This window comes from Mycobacterium sp. (assembly GCF_025933915.1).
GTDB lineage: Bacteria > Actinomycetota > Actinomycetes > Mycobacteriales > Mycobacteriaceae > Mycobacterium.
Genome location: NZ_JAICZA010000011.1, coordinates 12,280 through 34,040, shown reverse-complemented (window position 1 = coordinate 34,040; position 21,761 = coordinate 12,280). Strand labels below are relative to the sequence as shown.

The window sequence follows — 21,761 nt, the reverse complement described above, 5'->3', positions numbered from 1 at the left end:
AACCCCCAGCGCCCGGCGGGGCCTACTTCGTCAAGGTGAACTGGTTGACGTCGATGTATCCGGCGCGGAATGCGTTGGCGCAGCCGGTCAGATATCGCATGTAGCGCTGGTAGACCACCTCGGACTGAATCGCGACGGCCTCCTCGTGGTGCGCGCGCAATGCCTCGGCCCAACAGTCGAGCGTGCGGGCATAGTGCAGCTGCAGCGACTGCCTGCGTTTCAGGTTGAAACCCATCTTGGAGGCGTGGAACTCCACCATCTCGATCGCCGGCAACTGGCCGCCCGGGAAGATCTCGGTGGCGATGAATTCGTTGAAGCTCGTCTGCTCGTCGGACAGGTCCAGGCCATGTTCGACGATCTGCTGCGGGGTCAGCATGGTGATGGTGTGCAGCAGCATCACCCCGTCATCGGGCAGGGTGCGATAGGCCATCGCGAAGAAGTCGTCGTAGCGGTCATACCCGAAATGCTCGAACGCGCCGATGGAGACGATCCGGTCCGCGGTTCCGTCGAACTCTTCCCAGCCGTGCAGCAGTACCCGCCTGCTGCGTTCGGTGTCCAGCGAGTCGAGGAGCTTCTGGACGTGTTCGGCCTGGTGTCTGGACAGGGTCAACCCGATGACGTTGACGTCGTAGTTTTCGATCGCGCGGCGCATGGTGCCGCCCCAGCCGCAGCCGACGTCCAGCAACGTCATCCCGGGCCGCAGACCCAGCTTGCCCAGCGAGAGGTCCATCTTGCGTAGCTGCGCCTCTTCCAGCGGTATGTCCCGGTTGCGGTCCCAATACGCGCAGCTATAGGTCATGGTGGGGTCGAGGAACAGCCGGAAGAAGTCGTCCGACAGGTCGTAGTGGGCCTGCACCTCCTCGAAGTGCGGCGTCAGCTTCTCTGCCACGGCGGCTACCCGCCTTTCAGACTCGGGGCCATTCAGCTGTTCACGAGCGGGTCGCACGGTTGGTTCACCACGGCTTCCCGATATCGCAAAAAGCAAACGCGGACGGGCCGGCCGGGCGGGCCCGGTCAATACTGGGGAAAAACAGCTGCCGGGAGGTAACCAGATGGGCGCCGACGAGGACCTCGACCGCGGTGTGCATGGCCATCGGGGCGATTACGGAGTCGACGGGTCCTTTCACAAAGTCTCGGCGCGAACCCAGGCGATAGGCGTCGGCGCTCAGGTCGCCGCCCTGGTGGTGTGGGCGGGGATCAGCTGGGCGCGCGGCAGGCGGCTCAGGGCGGCACTGGCCGCGGTGTCCAGCGCCGGGATCGCGGGAAACACGCTGCTGTACATGTATGCGACGCGGTCCGGGAAATTCGTCGTGTGGGACCGGGTCCTGCGCGACCTGCCGCTCGCCGGCGACGAGACGGTGCTCGACCTCGGGTGTGGGCGTGGTGCGGTGCTGCTGGCCGCGGCCAAGCGGTTGCCGCGGGGCCGCGCGATCGGTGTCGATCTGTGGCAGGCCGACCAGACGGACAACTCGCGGCAGGCCACGCTGGCCAACGCGGTGGCCGAGGGCGTCGCCGACCGCATCGAGGTGTACACCGCCGACATGACCGCGCTGCCGCTGGCCGACGACAGCGTCGACGTGATCGTGAGCAACCTGGCCATCCACAACATCGGCGGCCACGCCGGCCGGCGGCAGGCGCTCGACGAGGCCGCGCGCGTGCTGCGACCGGGTGGCCGGCTCGCGATCGCGGACCTCTGGGAGACGCGTCAGCACGCCGCGCGGCTGCGCGAACTGGGCTGGCGCAGCGTGCGGCGCCGCAACCTCGGCTGGCGCATGTGGTACGGCGGCCCCTGGTTCTCCACCCGGTTGGTCACCGCGACCAAGCCGGGCTGACGCGTGGGCGCCGGTGGTGGAGGCCTTGGAGGTCCCGCCCAGATTTGATAGCGCAGGCGCTATCGGGTTCGGAATGCGCCTCAAGGTCCACCGAGCGCGGTCGGCCGGATCGCGGTGCAATGCTGATACGCATGACGAGAAACGAACTCACCGAACAGATCGTCGTCGCGCGCCTGGCCAAGGGGCTGACGTGGCAGCAGCTGGCCGACGCCATCGGCAGGCCGGTGGTGTGGACCACGGCCGCGTTGCTCGGACAGCATCCCATTCCGGTTGATCAGGCCAAGGTTCTGGCGGAGATGCTCGGCCTCGACCAGTCGACGGTGCCCGTGCTCGCCGCCGCCCCCATGCGGGGCGGCCTGCCCAGCGCGGTGCCGACCGACCCGACCGTCTACCGCTTCTACGAGGCCCTGCAGGTGTACGGCGGCGCCCTCAAGGAGCTGATCGCCGAACAGTTCGGCGATGGAATCATGAGCGCGATCAACTTCAGCGTCGACCTACAGAAGAAACCGCACCCGTCCGGCGATCGCGTCGTGGTCACCTTCGACGGGAAATTCCTTCCCTATCAATGGGATTCGTCGGAGCAGTAGATGACATCCGAGGCGAACCAGTCGAAACCCATTGACCTCGTGCTGTCCGGCGGAGGCGTCAAGTTCATCGGTCTGGTGGGCGCCATCGTCGCCCTGATGGACGCCGGGTATTCGATCAAGAGGGTGTCCGGGGTCTCGGCCGGTTCGGTGGTCGCGGCGATCCTGGCGGCCGGATCCAGCGGCGGTCAGCTGACCGGCGCGCAGGTCAAGGAGCTCGCCTTCTCGGTCCCGCTCCGCAAGTGGCGCGACGCCGGGCCCGTCCCCTATCTCGGTGCGGCCTGGGGGCTGGCGACCGAAACGAGCATGTACCGCGGCGACGTCGCCCACGACTGGATTCGCAGCGAGTTGAAGAACTTCGGCGTCACCTTCTTCGGCGATCTGCATCTCGACGAGGACGGCCTGCTCGAAGGGCGGCGCAACAAGCTGGTGGTCACCGTCGCGGACCTGACCGCGGCCCAGCTGGTGCGGTTCCCGTGGGACTATCGGCGGCTCTACGGTCTGGACCCCGATGAGCAGCCGGTGGCCCACGCGGTGCGCGCCTCGATGGCGATTCCGTTCTTCTATCGTCCGGTCAAGCTGACCGGCGCCGATGGCAAGAGGTCCACCCTCGTCGACGGCGGGGTGCTCTCGAATTTCCCCATCGACACCTTCGATCGGCCCGACGGAGGGGCGCCGCGCTGGCCCACGTTCGGGATCACCGTCCTGCCGAGGCTCACCGAGGGCCTCGGTGCGGTGATGCCGGCCCTGAAACCGTTGCGCCTCTTCGAACAGACCGCATTGCTGGAAAGCCTGCTCACCACCGTGCTGGCCGGCCATGACCAGACCCATCTCAGCCAGCCGTGGGTCGCGGCGCGCGCCATCGCGGTCGAATCGACCGATGTCGGCGTGCTCGACTTCGACATCTCCAGGGGCCGTCTCGAAGAGCTCTACGAGAGCGGCTATGCGGCGGCGCAGACCTTCCTGTCGACGTGGGATTGGCCGGCTTATCTGGACCGATTCCGGTAAGCCGTCGCCCCGCTGGGTGAAGTGACGACTCGTCCCGTACGTGTCAGACTGGCCGCGAGGAGGCGAAGGGAACGCGGTGGCGGCTAGCAGCGGCCACCGCGTTCGCCGTTCAGTTCATCAGCACTTGCGGTGAAAGCTCTTTCAGCATCGCGTTGGCCCAGCGCATTTGCCGCAACGTCTCGGGGTGACAGCGCGAGGCCAGGCTCAGCAGTTCGGAATCCTTGGCCGCCTGTGCGCCCTGCGCCAGTAGCTCCCAATCCAGCGACACCCCCGCCGACAGCCGGTGAATCCGGCGCAGATCGGCGAGCAGCATCACGCCGGGTTCCGGCCGGTGGCGCAGCAGGCCGCTGATCCGCGATTGCAGAAAACCGGTGATCGTCCCGGTGCGCGGATCGGCGGACAGGCGCAGGCCGTAGTGGCGGCCGTGCCGCGCCAGCTCGGCGAGGTGACCGCGTGACCAGCCGGCCAGGTCGCGCGCGAGGTGGCTGATGTCCTGGTCGCTGTGGTGCCGCGCCGCCACCACGTTGAGTTCATGGGCCAGCTTGCGTTCGGAGCGGTGCAGTTCGCGGATCGCCGGTTTGAGCTTCATGGTCGGCTCCCCGCCGGCACGACTTCGGTCACAGCCGCGGTCAGGGGCGCCGCGCCCGCGGGCACCGACCCGTTTCTCTGCGCGTGCCGCGCGGGGGCTTTGTGCAACCGGGCGGCGGCCGTCTTGTAGATCGGCTGCTTGGACACCGGGTCCCAATCGGTCAGCGTGAGTTCGTTGGCGGCCCGCTGATGGGCCGTGCCGGTCCCGCCCCCGTCGGTGTCCCAGTAGCCGTAATGGAAGGGTACGAACAGGACACCGTCGCGGATGCCGCAGATGCGCGCCGCGCAGTTGACGCGGCCGCGCGGTGTGCTCACTTCGACGAGCTCGCCGGATTCGATGCCCAGGCGTCGCGCGTCGGCCGCCGAGACCTCGACCCATACCTCGGGTGCGGCCTGCTGAAGTTGCTGTGCCCGCGCGGTTTTCGTGCGGGTGTGAAAGTGGTAGACGGTGCGGCCGGTGATCAGCGCGAATGGGAACTCAGGACTGGTGCGCTCATGGGGCGGAACGTATTCGGCCGCCTTGATGATCGCCTTGCCGTGGGGGTTCATCGAACGGTATTCGTCGGGCTGCAGCGGGGCGCCCGTGATCAGGTCTTTGCCGTATGCCTCGCAGTAGTCGGGCTTCGCCCAGAACTGCGCGTCGGCATAGAGCCGTTCGGTGCCGTCGGGATATTCTGTGTTACAGGGCCATTGGATGCCGCTGCCGCCGCGCAGCTTCTCGTAGCTCAAACCCGTGTAGTCGCACGGCCGGCCCGCGCTGCATTTCTTCCACGCCTCGAACGCCGACTCGGCATCGGTCCAGGGCGGAAATGGTTGGCCGTCTTTGTCGCGGAAGTCCATCCGGCGCGCGTAGTCCAAGAAGATGTCGAGGTCCGAGCGCGCGGAACCCGGTGCCTGGACTGCCTTTTCGGACAGATGCACGGTGCGGTCGGCGTTGGTGAAGGTGCCGGTCTTCTCCGCCCACGCGGCGGCGGGTAACACCACGTCGGCCAGCGCGGCGGTTTCGGTCAGGAAGATGTCCTGGACGACCAGGAACAGCCGTTCCTGGGAGAAAATGTCGCGGATTCGGGCCAGCTCCGGCAGCGACACCGCGGGATTGGTGGCGGTGACCCACAACATCCGCAGCGTGCCCTCCTCGGCGTAACGAAACATCTGCATGGCGTGCGTGGGCGGACCGTAGTGCGGAATCTGCAGGGGCTCGAGGTTCCACAATTTCGCCAACTCGGCGACGTGGGAGTCGTTGGACCAGTTGCGGAAACCGGCCAGGTCCCCGTCGGCACCGCATTCGCGGGTGTTCTCCGCCGTCGGCTGACCGTTCATCTGCAACACGCCGCAGCCGGGCCTGCCCAGCATGCCGCGCACCAGGTGAATGTTGTTGACCTGCACGGCCGCCGCGGTGGCCTGGTGCGACTGGTAGAAGCCCTGCAGCACGGTGGACAGCAGCCGCTCCGCCGTGCCGAGCAGCCGCGCCGCGCGCCGGATGTCCTCGGCCGGCACGCCGCAGATCTCGGCGACCCGCTCGGGCGGGAACTCGTCGACCCGCCCGCGCAGTTCGTCGAAACCGACTGTGTGCGAGTCGATGTAGTCCTGGTCGATCCAGCCGCTGCCGATGATCTCGTGCAACAGGCCGTTTATCAACGCGACGTTGGTGCCGGGTACCGGCGCCAGGTGGACGGTGGCGCGCCGGGCGACCGGCGTCAGCCGGGGGTCGACGCAGACGATCGCCGGCGGCGAGTCGCCGGCCAGCCGGTCCAGCATCCGCGCCCACAGCACCGTCTGCGTCTCGGCGACGTTGTGCCCGAACAACGCGATGACGTCGGCATGGTCGACGTCGGTGTAGGACCCCGGCTGTCCGTCGCAGCCGAACGATTCCTTCAGCGCCTCGGCCGCCGTCGCGGTGCACAGCCGGGTGTTGCCGTCGACGTGGTTGGTGCCGATCGCCCCGTGCGCGATGGCGCCCTGGGTGTAGTACTCCTCGAGGAACAGCTGTCCGGACGTGTAGAAGCCGATCGAGCTGGGGCCGTAGCTGTCGAGCAAGTCCGCGGTGCGGTCCACGATCCGCTGCATGGCGGTGTCCCAGTCGCACGGCTTCAGCTCGCCGCCGCTCCTGACCATCGGTGTGGTGAGCCGGTCGGCCGAGGCGTTGGCCTGCCAGCCGAACAGATCCTTGGGGTCGAGCCGCCCGTGGTTGACCCGGTCGACGGCGCGCCCGCGCACGCCCACGATCCGCCCGTCCTTGACGGCGATGTCCAGACCGTCACCGTTGGAGTGCAGCACCGCCGCCGATTGCACCCAGCGATCCACCGACTCTGCGGTGATCCCGTCAGCCAGGTAGGTGTCGACCCGGTCCGGCCATCGGGTGCCGGGTTCGTATGGGGTGCGCGTCCCCCAGGGGTCCGCGATGCGATCGATGGCCACAGGCGAGGACTTCCCCGGCAGCGGCCGGCGAAACCCCCTCGGGCGGGGCCGCCGCGCGGCTTACATCCCGAATTCGGCTTCGATCCCGTCGATGCCGGCGCGGATGGCCGCCAGGGCGTCGGCTCGGGCGCGCAGCTTGGTGGCGGCGTGGGCGCCCCGATTCAGGCCGGCGAATTCGGTGGCGGCTTCCTCGGCGCGGTCGACCACCATCTCGGGCAGCACGATCTCATCGATAAAGCCCGCGGCAAGGGCGGTTTCACCGAAGAACGTTCTGGCCAGACCGACGGCCTGCTGGTAACCCGATGGTGTCAGCCGCAGCTTCATGATCTCCAGGGCGGCATACGGGATGACCATGCCGATCGCGACCTCGTTGGCCTGGATGTTGTAGGCGTGAGCGGCCACCCGGTGATCGCCCGACGACAACAGGAACGCCCCCATCGCGATCGCGTGGCCGGTGCACGCCATCACCACGGGCTTCGGATAAGACAGCAGGCGGTACGCCAGCTCGAACCCGCCTCGCAGCATGTCGATCGCGGGCCGCACCTCGCCGGAGGTGAGGATCTTCAGGTCGAACCCGCCGCTGAATACCCGCTCGTTGCCGGTGATCACCAGCGCCCCGGCGTTGTCCTGCTCGGCCCGGTCGATCGCGTCGCCCAGGGCCTGCTGCATGGTCGGACCCAGCGCGTTGACCTTGCCGTCGTCCATCCTGATGACGGCGACGGAGTCCTTGGTGCTGTAGTGGACCGGGGCGGTCATGGCTTGCTCCTTGCCGTCACGCGGGCTGGCCGTGGTGTTTGCCCAAATCGTCTTCGGCGTTACTCCAGCGCAGGCTGACGTCGGTGGGTTCGTCGAGTTGGCGGGTGCGCCATCGGTCTTGGGTTTCCCGAACCGCGGCGTTGATCCGCTCGATCTCGCTGCGGAAGACCTCGGGCCGGGTCTCCTTGCTCGCGTAGTGGAAATAGGTCAGCAGGCCGCGCAGCAGCTCCAGCTTCTCCTTTTCCCGCTTCGCCAGGTCATGGGTGGTCATCAACTCGATGCGCTGGACGGGAGGCAGCGCGTCCCAGTCCAGCACCACCTCGGTGCGAAGCGGAGAGCGCTCGCGCTGCCAGAACCGCCGCGGCCGATCGGGCCGGTCGTAGTAGCTGACGGTCCCGGTGAAGCGCGATTCGATGCCACTGCCGATTTCGGCGCGGTCGAGCGCGGAATCCCACACCATGCGCCATTCCTGACCGGGTGCGAGCACCGGCAGCTCGCGGGGCAGTCGCAATTCGACGACGTCGGCGTAGCCGTCGGTGGCGCTTTCGTATTCGGCCACCGTGGGCGGATTGACGAACGAGAATTCGATGTCGTAGGCCGCGGTCTGACCGAAGTTGCGGACCACCAGTTCGATCACGTGCCAGTCGGCGGAATGCGGCTCCATGAACACCCCGATGTGCGGCCGGGTCTGGTCCGCCGCCGCGCGGCGATTGCGGGTGATCTGGCTGTTGGTGAAGACGAGGGTGACGACGGCGAGGGCGATCGCCGCCCACGCCGCCCACGCAATCCAGGTGCTGGACCCGACGTTCGTGACCCCATGCCAGCTGTCCTGGATCCAACCCATGGAATCCACCCTCCGCTTATATCACAGCGCCGCGCGCCGAATGGTCACCATCGAGCGATCACCGCGACGCTCAGCCGCCCATCAGCATTCGCCATTGGTCAAGGTCCGCGGCCCGATACACATAGTTGGAACGCTTGACGTCCGACAGCGAGGCGCTCGACTCAGCCGAATACCAATGCCCCGGAAACACCGTCGGGTCACCGGGAAGGGTCGCGAGCCGCTGCAGGCTGCGGTACATCTCGTCGGAGTCGCCACCGGGGAAGTCCGTGCGCCCGCAGCCCTCCAAGAACAACGTGTCACCGGCGACCAGGCGGCCGTCGAGCAGAAAACACTGGCTGCCCGGGGTGTGACCGGGGGTATGCAGCAACTCGATCTCGATATCGCCGATGCTGACCTTGTCATGGTTCTCGTGTGCGGTCAGGTCGCCCAGGCCGATCCCGGTGACTCGCGAAACCCACAGCGCCTCATGGGTATTGACGTGCACCGGCACCGACGCCCGTTCCAGCAGTTCCGCCAGGCCCCGCAGCGAGAAGCCCATCATCGATCCGCCCACGTGGTCGGGGTGGTGGTGGGTCACCAGCACCCCGGACAGCCGCATGCCGTCGGCCTCGAGAATGTCGAGGAGATCACCGGCGGCATATGCCGGGTCGACGACCACGCAGTCGCCGGTTTGCCGGTCGCCGATCAGGTAGGCGAAGTTGCGCATCTGCGTCGCGATCATGTCGTCGGCGGCGAAGTCGCGGCCGGAGAGCAGTTGACGAAAGTACAGCCGGTCTTCTGACACGTGACCAGATTAGGACCCGGATCCAGGCGGGTCGCGGCGGGCCACCGTCGATCGGTACTCGTGGTTTGGTGACGCTGCGAGCCAGGTTGTACCCTCTTTTAGGCCCGCGCGACTGATCGCTTCGGGTGAACGGCCCCCTTAGCTCAGTCGGTAGAGCGTTTCCATGGTAAGGAAAAGGTCAACGGTTCGATTCCGTTAGGGGGCTCGGCGGCCCCCGAGCAGGCGCGGCGGCCCCGGCCCCAAAGGGGTGGCCAGAGGCGATGTAGCTCAGTCGGTTAGAGCGAACGACTCATAATCGTTAGGTCGCCGGTTCGAGTCCGGCCATCGCTACAACAGAACAGCACCGAACTTTTCACGAATCGAGAGAGAACCGTCATGGCGTCCAGTACCGACGTACGGCCGAAGATCACCTTGGCATGCGATGTGTGCAAGCACCGCAACTACATCACCAAGAAAAACCGCCGGAACGACCCGGACCGACTGGAGCTGAAGAAGTTCTGCCCCAACTGCGGTAAGCACCAGGCGCATCGGGAGACGCGCTAGCGGCGACCCGCCAGCGTTTATTCCGATTGATTAGGTAGCTTAAGAACCGTGCCGTTAAGCGAAAGCATCGTCGGGATGCACTACCGCTATCCCGATCATTACGAGGTGGAGCGGGAGAAGATCCGCGAGTACGCGGTCGCCGTGCAAAACGACGCACCGGAGTTTTTCGAGGAGAAGGCGGCCGCCGATCTCGGCTACCAGGGGTTGCCGGCCCCGCTGACATTTGTCTGCGTGTTCGGCTACACGGCGCAGACGGCGTTCTTCAAGTACGCCAACGTCGCCGTCCAAGACGCGCAGGTCGTTCAGGTCGACCAGGTGCTGAAGTACTTCGCGCCGCTGGTGGCCGGTGACAAGCTCTACTGCGACGTCTATGTGGACTCGGTGCGCGTGTCGCACGGCACCCAGATCATCGTCACGAAGAATGTCATCACCAACGCGGCCGGTGACGTCGTGCAAGAGACCTACACGACCCTGGCGGGCCGCGCCGGCGAAGAGGGAGAAGAGGGGTTTACCGATGCCACTGCGTGAGTTCAGCTCCGTGAAGGTGGGCGACCAGCTTCCGGAGAAGACCTACCCGTTGACCCGACAGGATCTGGTGAATTACGCGGGGGTTTCCGGCGACTTGAACCCGATCCACTGGGACGACGAGATCGCCAAGGTCGTCGGCCTGGACACCGCCATCGCGCACGGCATGCTGACCATGGGCATCGGCGGCGGTTACGTCACCGCCTGGATCGGTGACCCCGGGGCCGTCACCGAGTACAACGTGCGGTTCACCGCGGTGGTGCCGGTGCCCAACGACGGCAAGGGCGCCGAGTTGATCTTCAGCGGCCGGGTGAAGTCCGCCGATCCCGAGACCAAGTCCGTGACCATCGCGCTCACGGCCACCACCGGCGGCAAGAAGATCTTCGGCAGGGCCATCGCGTCGGCAACTCTCGCATAGCCGATGGCGCTCAAAACAGACATCAGGGGAATGATCTGGCGCTACCCGGACTGCTTCGTCGTGGGGCGGGAGCAGTTGCGCCAGTTCGCGCAAGCGGTCAAGAACGACCACCCTGCGTATTTTGGGGAAGACGCGGCCGCCGAGCTGGGCCACTCCGCGGTCCTGGCGCCGCTGACATTCGGGTCGATCTTGGCCAAGTTGGTTCAGCTGGATTTCTTCCGGCATGTCGACATCGGCATGGAGACCTTAGTGATCGTCCAGGTCGACCAGCGGTTCGTGTTCGCCAAGCCGATCAAGGCGGGCGACAAGCTGTGGGCCCGGATGGAGGTCCAATCGGTGGATGAGCGTTTCGGCGCCGACATCGTCGTCACCAAGAACACCTGCACCAACGATCAGGGTGAGCTTGTCCTTGAGGCCTATACCACGTTGATGGGTCAGCACGGCGACGAGTCCGCGAACCTGCGCTGGGACGCAGAATCCGGCCAGGTCGTCAGGAGAGCGCGTAATTAGTATCTGACTCCCGCGCCGATGTACACTCGGTCCTCGGGGTTTTCCCAGCATCAGCGCGCTTTCCGTGAGTCGAGCAATCGGAAGGCGCGCGTGTCATGTAAGCCCCGTAGGTAAGCGCAGGTTGGCCTGCCAACCGCGAAGGGGCGTAGCTCAACTGGCAGAGCAGCGGTCTCCAAAACCGCAGGTTGCAGGTTCAAGTCCTGTCGCCCCTGCTGAAGACGAACGTCCGCTGACGATGCAGGCCGGGACGGCCTGAGGAGGAAGCGGACAATGAGGGATGTGCCATGGTGGACACTGGAAGTATGTGCCGCCACACATGGGACGGCTCTCGGGGTACTAGCAAACAAAGGAGCGTGCGGTGAGCGACGAAGGCGATGTTGCCAACGACGCCGCAAGCGACGGCACTGACAAAGAGGACGGTCGCGCGAGTGGCGGTCGGACAGCGGTGGTGACGCGGCCCCAACGCCCCAGCGGTAAGCGGTCCCGGCAGAAAGCAGTCGACGCCGGCGAGGACGCCGACGCCGGGTCGTCGGGCGAGATCGAGGTCCTCGGCAAGGACAAGACCAAGAAGGCCGCCAAAGCCAAGAAGGCCGCCAAGCCCAAGAGATCCGGGGATCATCGCGCCAATCCGTTCGTGTTCGTCTACAACTACCTCAAGCAGGTCGTTGCGGAGATGCGGAAGGTCATTTGGCCCAACCGCAAGCAGATGATCACTTACACCTCAGTTGTGCTGGCCTTCCTGGCCTTCATGGTGGCGCTGGTCGGCCTGGCGGATTTCGGCCTGACCAAGCTGGTGCTGTTGGTGTTCGGCTGAGCAAGTGACACCGCTTTTACGTGACAGAGAGGACTCACACCGTGACTACCTTCGACGGTGACCCGTCCGCGGGTGACGCGGTCGACCTGAAAGAGACCGCCGAGGTCCCGGAAGCTTCTGAGACTTCTGAGGCTTCTGACGACGCGGCGACATCCGCGGACTCCGACGCGACCGAGGACGACGCTGCCGAGGCGCACGACGAGCCCGCCGAAGAGGCCGACCCGGCCGTCACGCTCAAGGCGGAACTGCGCAGCAAGCCCGGCGACTGGTACGTCATCCACTCCTACGCGGGGTACGAGAACAAGGTCAAAGCCAACCTCGAAACGCGTGTGCAGAACCTCGACGTCGGCGACTACATCTTCCAGGTGGAGGTGCCCACCGAAGAGGTCACCGAGATCAAGAACGGCCAGCGCAAACAGGTCAATCGCAAGGTGCTGCCCGGCTACATCCTGGTGCGCATGGATTTGACGGACGACTCGTGGGCCGCGGTGCGCAACACCCCCGGGGTCACCGGGTTCGTCGGGGCGACCTCGCGCCCGTCGGCCCTGACGCTCGACGACGTGGTGAAGTTCCTGCTGCCGCGCGGGGCGGCGAAGAAGGCCGCCAAGGGCGCGGCCAGCACCGCGGCCACCGCCGCCGAGGCGGGCGGGCTGGAACGTCCGGTCATCGAGGTCGACTACGAGGTCGGCGAATCGGTGACGGTCATGGACGGGCCGTTCGCGACGCTGCCGGCCACGATCAACGAGGTCAACGCCGAACAGCAGAAGCTCAAGGTGCTGGTGTCGATCTTCGGCCGCGAAACACCGGTCGAATTGACCTTCAGCCAAGTCTCCAAGCTCTAAACCGGCGCGTACGCCGGGCATAAACCAGGAAGGAACGAACAACATCTCATGGCCCCGAAGAAGAAAGTCGTCGGGCTGATCAAGCTTCAGATCCAGGCGGGGCAGGCCAACCCGGCGCCGCCGGTCGGGCCCGCGCTCGGTCAGCACGGCGTGAACATCATGGAGTTCTGCAAGGCGTACAACGCCGCCACGGAAAACCAGCGCGGCCAGGTCATCCCGGTCGAGATCACGGTCTACGAGGACCGTAGCTTCACGTTCGCACTCAAGACCCCGCCCGCCGCCAAGCTTCTGCTCAAGGCCGCCGGCGTCGGCAAGGGCTCGGCCGAGCCGCACAAGACCAAGGTCGCCAAGGTCAGCTGGGATCAGGTCAAAGAGATCGCTGAGACAAAGAAGGCCGATCTGAACGCCAACGACATCGACGCGGCCGCCAAGATCATCGCCGGCACCGCCCGGTCGATGGGCATCACCGTCGAGTAATACCCCGCACCACCACCGTGGGAGGGCCAGCTTCGGTCCGCGCTAACCACGACCCAACACCAGATTGGACGAATCAATGAGCAAGAACAGCAAGGCATACCGCGCCGCCGCCGAGAAGGTGGACCGCAACAACCTCTACTCCCCGCTGGAGGCGGCCAAGCTCGCCAAGGAAACGTCGTCGAGCAAGCAGGACGCGACCGTCGAGGTGGCGATCCGGCTCGGCGTCGACCCGCGCAAGGCCGATCAGATGGTCCGCGGCACGGTCAACCTGCCGCACGGCACCGGTAAGACCGCCCGCGTCGCGGTGTTCGCCGTCGGCGACAAGGCCGAGCAGGCGCAGGCCGCCGGCGCTGACATCGTCGGCAGCGACGACCTGATCGAGAAGATTCAGGGCGGCTGGTTGGAATTCGACGCCGCGATCGCGACCCCGGACCAGATGGCCAAGGTCGGTCGCATCGCGCGGGTGCTCGGTCCGCGCGGCCTGATGCCGAACCCCAAGACCGGCACCGTCACCCCCGACGTCGCCAAGGCCGTGGCCGACATCAAGGGCGGCAAGATCAACTTCCGCATCGACAAGCAGGCGAACCTGCACTTCGTCATCGGCAAGGCCTCCTTCGACGAAAAGGCCCTGGTCGAGAACTACGGCGCCGCGCTTGACGAAGTGCTGCGGCACAAGCCGTCCGCGTCGAAGGGCCGCTACCTGAAGAAGATCACCGTCTCGACGACGACGGGCCCGGGCATTCCGGTCGACCCGTCCGTCACCCGCAACTTCTCCGAGGACTGAGTTCTCTCGCGAGCGTCGACTTGTTGGGCGATTCGGACCCGACGGGCGCAACGAGTCGACGTTCGGCGACTTCACATTGAGCACTCGGCGATGCGCCGCCGCAGAAACTCGCGACCCGGCTCAGATCCGTGGGACTCCAATGCCGTTCGGTACCAGGTGAGCGCTTCGGCCGGTCTGCCCGCGCGCCGGAGCAGGTCGGCGCGCACCGTCACGACGAGATTGGACCGGCCGAGCCGCGGATCGGCCGCCACCTTGTCCAAGGCGGCGAGGCCGGCATCGGGACCGTCGCGAAACCCAATCGCCAGCGCACGGTTGGCGGCCACCACCGGGGAGTCGGTGATCCCCAATAGCCGGTCATAGGCGGTGCAGATGGCGACCCAATCGGTATGTTCCCACGACGGCGCCGTCGCGTGCAGCGCGGCGATCACCGCCTGAGGCAGATAAGCGCCCGTCGAACCCTGGGCCCGCCGCAACCGCTGCAGCCCGCGGGCGATGCGTGCGCGGTCCCACCGGCGGCGGTCCTGATCTTCGAGCGGCACCAGCATCCCGGACTCGTCCACCCGGGTCGCGCGTCGCGAATCATGCAGCAGCATAAGGGCGGACAATGCGTGCGCCTCCGGCTCATCGGGCAGCAGCGCACACAGCTCGCCGCCCAGCCGGATCCCTTCGTCACAGAGGTCGTCACGGATGGCCGAAGGCCCGGCGGTCGACCAGTAGCCCTCGGTGAACACCGAATAGACGCAGCCCAGCACATGGTGTGTGCGCTCGGGCAGCAGCTCAGCGGGCGGGACCCGCAGCGGGATGTTGGCGTGCCGAACCTTGTTCTTGGCGCGCGTGATTCGCTGGCCGATTGCCGTTTCGGTCTGCAGGAGCGCGCGGGCGATTTCACCGACGGTCAGACCGGACACCAACCGCAGCGTCAACGCCAGCTGTGATTGCCGATCCAGCGCCGGGTGCGCGCAGGTGAACATCATCCGCAACTCGTCATCGCGAACCGGATGCGGGTCGGTGTGCTCGGTGCGTGCCCTGATGGCCTCCATATCGCCGAGCATCGCTTTCAATTCCTTTCCGGGGCGCAGTGATTCGCGCCGCAGGCGATCCCGGGCGCGGTTGCGGCCGACGGTTACCAGCCATCCGCCCGGGTTGACGGGCACCCCGTCGCGCGGCCAGGTCCGCAGCGCCTCGGCGCAGGCCTCCTGGACGGCGTCCTCGGCGACGGTGAGGTCACCCGACCACCGCGCGAGCGCGGCCACGGCCGGGCCCCACTCCCGGCGGAAGACGCCGTCCAGGTCGGCCATCTGCTTACAGGCCGGAGACTCCCGCCAGCTGGCGCAGGTGCACCGCCGAGGCGGGGATCATCGAAGCGATCTTGACCGCCTCGTCACGATCCGCGGCGCTCAGGAGGTAGATCCCGGTGGCGATTTCGGCGCCCTCCACATACGGCCCGTCGGTGATGAGGACCTCGCCGCCGCGCACCCGCACGGTCGTGGCCGTGGATCGGTCGTGCAGCGCGGCGCCGCCGATCACATGATCGCCGGCGGCGGCGTGCAGATCCACATGCTTGGCCGCCACGGCATCCCACTCCGGCGTGCCCGGTGTGTGCGCGGATTCGGGGGGTTCCAGCAGCAGCGCGAGCCAGTCGTCGCCGGTGAGCGCGCGGGACGGCTCGACGGCGTGGACCACCGGCCACAGCTCCACCGCCCCGAACGCGGCCACCGGGACGTCGCGTGCCAATGCCAGTGCCTCATCGAGGTTTTCGGCCTCGAAGACGTAATAGCCGCACGCCACCTCGGCCGCTTCCGCGAAGGGCCCGTCGGTGACGGTCGGCGCATCCGGGCCGCCCGTGATGGCCACGGCGGCCGCGGCGGGCGCCAGCGCGTCACCGGCTTTGATCGCCGGCCCGGCTGTGGCGTGGAAGCTCTCGAATGCTGCCATCGCGGCGGCGGCATCGTCGGGCGTACGGTCCTGTTCCTTGCTGATCAACAAGGCGAAGTACTGCATGGTCGTCACCTCCGATAGTGAGCGAAGCCGTCTGCTCCACTCTCTACCTACTCGACGAACCGCGCAGCGCTAATCCGACAGGTGCCGGGGAATCAGGCGGCCGCACCAGGCTTGAGGTAGGTCACCAGGCTGACGTCGAGCATCTCCTCGGTGAAGTAACGCTCGCAGCCGCGCAGGTACTTGATATAGCGGTTGTAGACCTCTTCGGAAGTGGCCTCGATGGCCTTGTCCCGGTTCGACTCGAGCGTGTCGCCCCAGATGCGCAGGGTCTTGATGTAATGCGGCCGCAGCGAAAGCGGCTCGGGCACAACAAAACCGGCTTTCTCACCGTGGTCGACCATCATCTGGGTGGTGGGCAGCCGGCCGCCGGGGAAGATCTCGGTGACGATGAACTTGATGAAGCGCGCCGTCTCGAAGCTGAGCTTCTTGCCGCGCGCGGCCAGGTCGTACGGGTGGTAGCTGACACTGCTCTGGACCGTCATCCGGCCGTCGTCGGGCATGATGCCGTAGGTCCGCTTGAAGAAGTCGTCGTAGTTCTCGTGGCCGAAGTGCTCGAAGGCCTCGATCGACACGATGCGGTCGACCGGCTCGGTGAAGTCCTCCCAGTTCTGCAGGCGCACCTGGCGCGAGCGGTTGCTGTCGATGGAACCGAGCAAGGCCTCGGCGCGGGCGTGCTGGTTCTTGGACAGCGTCAGGCCGATGACGTTGACGTCGAACCGCTCGACGGCGCGTTTCATGGTGGTGCCCCAGCCGCAGCCGATGTCCAGCAGGGTCATGCCCGGCTTCAGATCCAGCTTGTCGAGATTGAGGTCGATCTTGGCGTACTGGGCCTCTTCCAGGGTCATGTCGTCGCGCTCGAAGAAGGCGCAGCTGTAGATCCGCGATGGGTCCTGGAACAGGCCGAAGAAATCGTCCGAGACGTCGTAGTGCGCCTGGATGTCCTCCGAACGCGTCCGCGTCTTCGTCGGGGCAGTCGGTTGCTCAGCCATTTTCGTCCTGTTCTCCTGGATGAGGTTCACTTCCTATAACCCACGTACGCATCGAGGGGCCCGGTGTGACCGGCAACGATACCCAACGTCGAGGCATCATCTCACGAGGATGGGGTGCGCGTCGCCAGCCCGACCGTGGATACCCCAACCGTGGAGACATAGCCTACTTTTCCAGCGTGAACTGGTTGACGTCGGCATAGCCGTCCCAGAACAGCTTGGCGCAGCCGGTCAGGTACTTGATGTAGCGCTCATAGATTTCCTGGGACTGTAGCTCGATGGCCTCGTCCTTGTGTGCCTGCAGGGCGTCGGCCCATAGGTCGAGGGTTCGGGCGTAGTGCTGCTGTAGCGATTGGCGGCGGGTCAGTGTGAAGCCCGCCCTCGACGAGTGCTCCTCCACGATTTCGATCGTCGGCAACCGGCCACCGGGGAAGATCTCGGTCTGGAGGAACTTGAGGAAGCGAAGCAGCTCGATGGATATCGGCAAGCCCCGGTCGATGGCTACCTGTTGCGACAAGCCGGTGATCGAGTGCAGCAGCATCGCGCCATCGGTGGGCAGCACGTTGTGGGCCATTGTGAAGAATCCGTCGTAGCGGTCGGGGCCGAAGTGCTCGAACGCGCCGATCGACACGATGCGGTCGACGGGCTCGTTGAATTGTTCCCAACCCTCGAGAAGTACCCGCTTACCACGCGGACTGTCCATCTCGTCGAACGACTGCTGTACATGCGCGGCCTGGTTCTTCGACAGCGTCAGGCCGATCACGTTGACGTCATACCGCTCAATCGCCCGGCGCAGAGTGGCGCCCCACCCGCAGCCCACGTCGAGCAGCGTCATACCGGGTTGTAACCCCAATTTGCCGAGCGACAGATCGATTTTCGCGATCTGCGCCTCTTCCAGCGTCATGTCGTCGCGCTCGAAGTACGCGCAACTATAGGTCTGGGTCGGGTCGAGAAACAGGCGGAAGAAGTCGTCGGACAGGTCATAATGCGCCTGCACATCTCCGAAATGCGGCGTCAAGTCTTTGGCGGCCATCAGGCGAAACGCCTTCCCGGACCTCGCCGGCCCCCTCGACAGTCAGGATCGCAAGCACGTATACCCCGAAGGACGAGGCGCCTAACCGTTCGGTTCAGCGCAAACCCCGAGCGAACGACGTCAGGCGTTACTTGGTGAGCGTGTACTGGGCCACGTTGGAGATGCCTTTGCGGAAAAGGCCCGCGCAGCCGGTCAGGTAGCGCATGAAGCGGTCGTAGACCTCTTCGGACTGGATGGCGATGGCGCGTTCGCGATTGGCCTCCAGATTGGCCGCCCACGTGTCCAGGGTCCGGACGTAATGCGGCTGCAGGTATTGGGTCTGCTCGAGCGAGAAACCGCTGGCTCGCGACAAGTCGACGATGTCGGATTCGCCGCACATCTGCCCGCCGGGGAAGATTTCCTTGCCGAGGAAGTGCAGGAAACGCAGGTCGGACATCGTGATTTTGATGCCGACTTCCTTCCAGTGCGACTGCGGGTGCGTGAATATGCTGTGCATCAGCATCCGGCTGTCGTCGGGGAGGGTCTCGTACGCCCAATCCCAGAACGCGGGCCAGCGTTCCTTCTTGAATGCGTCGAAGGCCTCGAAGCTGATGATCCGATCGACGTGCTCGTCGAACTCTTCCCAACCCTGCAGCCGGGCCTCGGCCCGCCGAGTCGTCGGGATCGCGGCCAGCCTCGCTTTGGTGCGCGCGTAGTGGTTGCGGCTGAGCGTGATGCCGATGACATTCACGTCGTATTTCTCCACCGCTCGCACCACGGCCCCGCCCCAGCCGCAGCCGACATCGAGCACCGTCATTCCCGGCTCGAGGTTCAGCTTGTCCAGTCCCAGATCCAACTTGGCAAGCTGTGCCTCTGCCAGCGTCATGTCGTCGTCTTTGAAATAGGCGCAGGTGTAGACCATGTTGGGGTCAAGAAACAATGCGAAGAACTCGTCCGAAATGTCGTAGGTTGCCTGCGATTCTTCGTAATACGGTTCCAGCTTGACCATTGGTACACCCACCCTCCTTCGACAACCGTACAACGCTGTGACTGGACTGAAAATGCGAAGAAATGCGTCTACGGGATGCTCTTTGGCTCAGCACGCCTTGCCGAAGTTGTTTGTCAGCACGCCAACCACCTGATCCCACAACTGCTGTGGCAGATCATGACCCATCCCATCGAATAACACCAATCGGGCGCCATCGAGGGCGCGGGCCACCGCGCGGCCTCCGAAGGGCCGCATCAGCTTGTCCGCCCGGCCGTGGATTACCACGGTGGGGGCGACGGTCTCGCGGTTGTAGCGCCGCAGGCTGCCGCTGCCGAGTACCGCGGCGAAATGCCGCGCCACGCCCTGCGGGTAGTAGTTGCGGTCATACCCCTCGGCGGCCTCGGCGCGGGCCCGCTCGTCGGGGACGCGGTAGCGCGGGCTACCGATGATCTTGCCGACGCGCACCGCATTGTCGATGATCACCTCGCGCGGCGAGTTCGGCGGCGGCCCCTTCAGCAGCGCCAGCAACGCGCGCGGTGCCGGCGGCGGCAGCAGGGCCGCATTGTTGCTCGAGAAGATGATCGCCAGGGTCTGGGTGCGCTCGCGGAATCGCGCGGCGAAGATCTGGGCGATCATGCCGCCCATCGACGCGCCGACGACATGGGCGCGGTCGATGCCCAGATGATCCAGCACGGCCGCGGCGTCGTCGGCCATGTCCTCGAGCTTGTACACCGCCCGGCTGGGCAGACCCAGCCAGGACCGGACCAACCGCGCCGCCAGCGGCTGCCCCGAGCTGCCGTAGCGGGTCTTGCTGGACAGGCCGACGTCGCGGTTGTCGTACCGGATGACACGCAGGCCCCGACTGACCAGCTTCTCGCAGAAGGCGATCCGCCACAGCAGCAGCTGGGCCCCTAGCCCCATGATCAGCAGGACGGGCGGGTCGTCGATGTCGCCCATGTCCTCGTAGTACAGCTTCAGGCCGCCTGATATGGCATGCCCCGCGCGGACCTGCACCGAAGGGCTCCTATACCTCGACGTCGGACTGGTCCACGTCGGAGGAGTGTTCGCGGCTGACTTCGACCATGAAGTTCGCGAAATACCCCGTCAAATGCGGATCCGACATCATCTGCCACTTGGGCGCCAGCAGCTTCATGTAGCGCTCGACGTAGAGGAACTGTTTGCCGATCAGCACCAGCTCGCGGGGCAGCTTGACGTCGTAGGCGTCGGCCAGTGTCGACAACTGCCGGCCGATGTCGGCGTAGGACATGTCGCCCAACGTCTGCATGGTCAGCGGGGTGGCGAAGCGCTCCAGGTCCTTGGCGGCCTCGGCTTCGGGCTTCATGGTGCCGACGGCGCCCATCAGCACCACGATCTTGCCCGCCGCGGCATGGTCTTTCTTGACCAGCAGCGCGTACACCAATTCGCGCAGCAACCAGCGGGTGCGCGGGTCGATGCGGCCCATGATGCCGAAATCGAAGAACACGATGCGGCCCTGATCGTCGACGTAGAGGTTGCCCGCGTGCAGGTCGCCGTGGAACAGCCCATGCCGCAGCCCACCTTCGAAGAGCGAGAACAGCAGCGCCTTCACCAGTTCAACGCCGTCGAACCCGGCCTTGCGGATGGCGGCGACGTCGTCGATGCGGATGCCCGAGACCCGCTCCATCGTCAGCACCCGGTCGCTGGTGAAGTCCCAATACACTTGCGGCACCCGGATGTTGCGGCCCAGCGGGGAGGCGTGTAGGTGCGACACCCACGCCTCCATCGACTGCGCCTCCAGCCGGAAATTCAGCTCCTCGGCCAGGTTGCCGGAGAAGTCGGCGACGACGTCTTGCGCGGAAAGCCGGCGGCCCAGCTTGGCCACCTCGACGGCCTGGGCGAAGCGCTTGAGGATCTGCAGGTCGGCGGCGACCCGGCGGCGAATGCCCGGCCGCTGGATCTTGACGACGACCTCCTCACCGCTGTGCAGGGTCGCGTAGTGCACCTGGGCGATGGAGGCCGAGGCGAACGGTTCTTCGTCCCAGGTGGCGAACAGCTCGGACGGGTCGGCCCCGAGCTCGTCGATGACCAGCTTGTGCACCTCGCCGGGGTCCGCGGGTGGCACCCGGTCCAGCAGGCCACGAAACTCCCGGGACAGCGATTCGCCGAACGCCCCCGGACTGGACGCGATGATCTGCCCGAACTTGACGTACGTCGGCCCCAGGTCGGCGAAGGTCTGGGGGAGCTGTCTGATCACCTTCTGCTGCCACGGCCCGCGGCCCGGCAGCGTGGTGACGATGCGAGCGGCGGAGCGGGTGACCTGCCAGCCTGTCACCGCTACCCGGGCCGCTTCGACCGGCAACGGCACCCGGTCGAGCTTGGCCACCTCGCGATGTTTGGTAGAACCCATCCCAGCAGTCTGCCAAATCGGCTCTGCCAAGTCCCAATCTCTACCGGGGCCGATCCCCGCTTCGCCACGGTTGCACCCACCCCTGGATCGCCCAGCCCTCGAGCCCGGCGATCAGCTCATACATGGTGGCGCCGTCGATGGTCTCCCGGATGATGTCGGCGTGCCCGGCGTGCCGCGCCAGCTCGTTGATCACGTGCAGGATCACCCAGCGCACCGACCAGGCCTCCTGGTCCTTCGGGAACCACGGGATGTCCCGCGGCACGGGCACCGCGGCGTCGAGGGCCGCGGTCTCGACCAGCCGAAGCGATTTCGCGTTCTGCGCCTCGAACGCCCGCAGCAGCCCGTCCAGCGTCTCGTCGGGCCGCATCACATGCTGATCCGCGAACTCCTTACTGATCTGCTCGAACGGGCGGGTGTCTTTCGGCGGCGCGTCCGGAGCGGCGGCGACGCGGGCCATCCAGCTGCGCTGCATCCCGGTCGCGTGCTTGACCAGTCCGCCGATCGACAGCGCGCTGACCGACGGCGCGGACCGGGCCTGTTCGTCGGTGAGGCCGTGCGAGACGGCGAAATACGCGCTTTGGTGGAACGCGAGGAATTCGCGCAGGGCGCTGCGTTCGTCGGCCACCGGTCGGGCGAGGGCGGGCATTGTCCGATCGTAGTT

At 66.1% G+C, this 21,761-nt stretch carries 24 protein-coding genes, 3 tRNA genes and 1 pseudogene; 14 read left to right on the top strand and 14 right to left on the bottom strand.

Annotation, left to right across the window (positions count from 1 at the left end; genetic code table 11):
- Window positions 1–22: 22 nt before the first annotated feature.
- On the bottom strand, window positions 23–889 hold the full coding sequence (locus Q0W90_RS03125) for a cyclopropane mycolic acid synthase family methyltransferase (RefSeq protein ID WP_297773111.1): 867 nt from the start codon (window positions 887–889) through the stop codon (window positions 23–25).
- Window positions 890–1,082: 193 nt separating this feature from the next.
- On the opposite strand from Q0W90_RS03125, the gene Q0W90_RS03120 reads away from it, so the two are divergent.
- The 3 genes from Q0W90_RS03120 to Q0W90_RS03110 all read left to right on the top strand — a co-directional run bounded on the left by Q0W90_RS03120 (window position 1,083) and on the right by Q0W90_RS03110 (window position 3,424).
- Window positions 1,083–1,832 carry a class I SAM-dependent methyltransferase gene (locus Q0W90_RS03120; RefSeq protein ID WP_297594949.1) on the top strand — a complete coding sequence of 250 codons (750 nt, stop codon included), beginning with the start codon at window positions 1,083–1,085 and terminating at the stop codon, window positions 1,830–1,832.
- A 119-nt stretch (window positions 1,833–1,951) separates the two neighbouring features.
- Window positions 1,952–2,419, top strand: a complete 468-nt coding sequence (gene cynS, locus Q0W90_RS03115) for a cyanase (protein WP_297594874.1) — start codon at window positions 1,952–1,954, stop codon at window positions 2,417–2,419.
- On the top strand, window positions 2,420–3,424 hold the full coding sequence (locus Q0W90_RS03110) for a patatin-like phospholipase family protein (protein ID WP_297773107.1): 1,005 nt from the start codon (window positions 2,420–2,422) through the stop codon (window positions 3,422–3,424).
- 109 nt (window positions 3,425–3,533) lie between these two features.
- Here the strand turns inward: Q0W90_RS03110 and Q0W90_RS03105 are convergent, their stop codons facing one another.
- The 5 genes and pseudogenes from Q0W90_RS03105 to Q0W90_RS03085 all read right to left on the bottom strand — a co-directional run bounded on the left by Q0W90_RS03105 (window position 3,534) and on the right by Q0W90_RS03085 (window position 8,814).
- A complete protein-coding gene (locus Q0W90_RS03105) occupies window positions 3,534–4,013 on the bottom strand; it encodes a hypothetical protein (protein WP_297594878.1) in 480 nt (159 codons plus the stop codon).
- The gene (locus Q0W90_RS03100; RefSeq protein ID WP_297773104.1) at window positions 4,010–6,430 is read right to left on the bottom strand and encodes a molybdopterin oxidoreductase family protein; all 2,421 of its coding nucleotides are present in this window, start codon (window positions 6,428–6,430) and stop codon (window positions 4,010–4,012) included. Before Q0W90_RS03100 ends, Q0W90_RS03105 begins: the two co-directional genes overlap by 4 nt.
- A 60-nt stretch (window positions 6,431–6,490) precedes the next feature.
- Complete coding sequence (locus Q0W90_RS03095) at window positions 6,491–7,186, bottom strand: crotonase/enoyl-CoA hydratase family protein (protein ID WP_297594882.1); 696 nt, start codon at window positions 7,184–7,186, stop codon at window positions 6,491–6,493.
- Window positions 7,183–8,030 (bottom strand): annotated as a pseudogene (locus Q0W90_RS03090) (hypothetical protein). The gene Q0W90_RS03095 and the pseudogene Q0W90_RS03090 overlap by 4 nt, the downstream one beginning before the upstream one ends.
- A gap of 70 nt (window positions 8,031–8,100) precedes the next feature.
- A complete protein-coding gene (locus tag Q0W90_RS03085; protein ID WP_297699106.1) occupies window positions 8,101–8,814 on the bottom strand; it encodes an MBL fold metallo-hydrolase in 714 nt (237 codons plus the stop codon).
- Window positions 8,815–8,946: 132 nt separating this feature from the next.
- Here Q0W90_RS03085 and Q0W90_RS03080 point away from each other — a divergent pair.
- The 11 genes from Q0W90_RS03080 (at window position 8,947) to rplA (ending at window position 13,727) form a co-directional block, all read left to right on the top strand.
- A tRNA-Thr gene (locus Q0W90_RS03080) sits at window positions 8,947–9,019 on the top strand.
- A 51-nt stretch (window positions 9,020–9,070) separates the two neighbouring features.
- Window positions 9,071–9,144, top strand: a tRNA-Met gene (locus Q0W90_RS03075).
- A 45-nt stretch (window positions 9,145–9,189) separates the two neighbouring features.
- Window positions 9,190–9,357, top strand: a complete 168-nt coding sequence (rpmG, locus tag Q0W90_RS03070; RefSeq protein ID WP_066818100.1) for a 50S ribosomal protein L33 — start codon at window positions 9,190–9,192, stop codon at window positions 9,355–9,357.
- A gap of 48 nt (window positions 9,358–9,405) precedes the next feature.
- Entirely contained in the window at window positions 9,406–9,885 is a 480-nt protein-coding gene (gene hadA, locus Q0W90_RS03065; protein WP_297594891.1) for a (3R)-hydroxyacyl-ACP dehydratase subunit HadA, read from the top strand.
- Window positions 9,872–10,300: a (3R)-hydroxyacyl-ACP dehydratase subunit HadB gene (gene hadB, locus Q0W90_RS03060; protein WP_297594893.1), complete on the top strand. Its 429-nt coding sequence runs from the start codon at window positions 9,872–9,874 to the stop codon at window positions 10,298–10,300. The genes hadA and hadB overlap by 14 nt, the downstream gene beginning before the upstream one ends.
- 3 nt (window positions 10,301–10,303) lie before the next feature.
- Window positions 10,304–10,810, top strand: a complete 507-nt coding sequence (gene hadC, locus Q0W90_RS03055; RefSeq protein WP_297594895.1) for a (3R)-hydroxyacyl-ACP dehydratase subunit HadC — start codon at window positions 10,304–10,306, stop codon at window positions 10,808–10,810.
- Between the two features lie 139 nt (window positions 10,811–10,949).
- Window positions 10,950–11,022: transfer RNA gene (locus tag Q0W90_RS03050), tRNA-Trp, on the top strand.
- A gap of 146 nt (window positions 11,023–11,168) precedes the next feature.
- The gene (gene secE / locus Q0W90_RS03045; protein WP_297594897.1) at window positions 11,169–11,624 is read left to right on the top strand and encodes a preprotein translocase subunit SecE; all 456 of its coding nucleotides are present in this window, start codon (window positions 11,169–11,171) and stop codon (window positions 11,622–11,624) included.
- Window positions 11,625–11,665: 41 nt separating this feature from the next.
- Window positions 11,666–12,466, top strand: a complete 801-nt coding sequence (gene nusG, locus Q0W90_RS03040; RefSeq protein WP_297594899.1) for a transcription termination/antitermination protein NusG — start codon at window positions 11,666–11,668, stop codon at window positions 12,464–12,466.
- A 48-nt stretch (window positions 12,467–12,514) separates the two neighbouring features.
- Window positions 12,515–12,943, top strand: coding sequence for a 50S ribosomal protein L11 (gene rplK, locus Q0W90_RS03035; RefSeq protein WP_007767860.1), 429 nt, complete (start codon window positions 12,515–12,517; stop codon window positions 12,941–12,943).
- 76 nt (window positions 12,944–13,019) lie between these two features.
- The gene (gene rplA, locus Q0W90_RS03030) at window positions 13,020–13,727 is read left to right on the top strand and encodes a 50S ribosomal protein L1 (protein WP_297594915.1); all 708 of its coding nucleotides are present in this window, start codon (window positions 13,020–13,022) and stop codon (window positions 13,725–13,727) included.
- Window positions 13,728–13,798: 71 nt separating this feature from the next.
- On the opposite strand, the gene Q0W90_RS03025 is transcribed toward rplA, so the two are convergent.
- The 8 genes from Q0W90_RS03025 to Q0W90_RS02990 form a co-directional block, all read right to left on the bottom strand.
- The gene (locus Q0W90_RS03025) at window positions 13,799–15,025 is read right to left on the bottom strand and encodes a sigma-70 family RNA polymerase sigma factor (RefSeq protein ID WP_297773097.1); all 1,227 of its coding nucleotides are present in this window, start codon (window positions 15,023–15,025) and stop codon (window positions 13,799–13,801) included.
- A 4-nt stretch (window positions 15,026–15,029) separates the two neighbouring features.
- The gene (locus tag Q0W90_RS03020; RefSeq protein WP_297594919.1) at window positions 15,030–15,728 is read right to left on the bottom strand and encodes a YciI family protein; all 699 of its coding nucleotides are present in this window, start codon (window positions 15,726–15,728) and stop codon (window positions 15,030–15,032) included.
- Window positions 15,729–15,820: 92 nt separating this feature from the next.
- Window positions 15,821–16,717, bottom strand: a complete 897-nt coding sequence (mmaA4, locus tag Q0W90_RS03015; RefSeq protein WP_297699110.1) for a hydroxymycolate synthase MmaA4 — start codon at window positions 16,715–16,717, stop codon at window positions 15,821–15,823.
- A gap of 163 nt (window positions 16,718–16,880) precedes the next feature.
- Entirely contained in the window at window positions 16,881–17,747 is an 867-nt protein-coding gene (locus Q0W90_RS03010) for a cyclopropane mycolic acid synthase family methyltransferase (protein WP_297594923.1), read from the bottom strand.
- Between the two features lie 127 nt (window positions 17,748–17,874).
- Entirely contained in the window at window positions 17,875–18,735 is an 861-nt protein-coding gene (locus tag Q0W90_RS03005; RefSeq protein WP_297594925.1) for a cyclopropane mycolic acid synthase family methyltransferase, read from the bottom strand.
- An 87-nt stretch (window positions 18,736–18,822) separates the two neighbouring features.
- A complete protein-coding gene (locus tag Q0W90_RS03000; protein WP_297773093.1) occupies window positions 18,823–19,728 on the bottom strand; it encodes an alpha/beta hydrolase in 906 nt (301 codons plus the stop codon).
- 10 nt (window positions 19,729–19,738) lie between these two features.
- Window positions 19,739–21,100 carry an AarF/ABC1/UbiB kinase family protein gene (locus Q0W90_RS02995; RefSeq protein ID WP_297594933.1) on the bottom strand — a complete coding sequence of 454 codons (1,362 nt, stop codon included), beginning with the start codon at window positions 21,098–21,100 and terminating at the stop codon, window positions 19,739–19,741.
- Between the two features lie 40 nt (window positions 21,101–21,140).
- A complete protein-coding gene (locus tag Q0W90_RS02990; protein WP_297773125.1) occupies window positions 21,141–21,725 on the bottom strand; it encodes a DinB family protein in 585 nt (194 codons plus the stop codon).
- Window positions 21,726–21,761 lie beyond the last annotated feature (36 nt).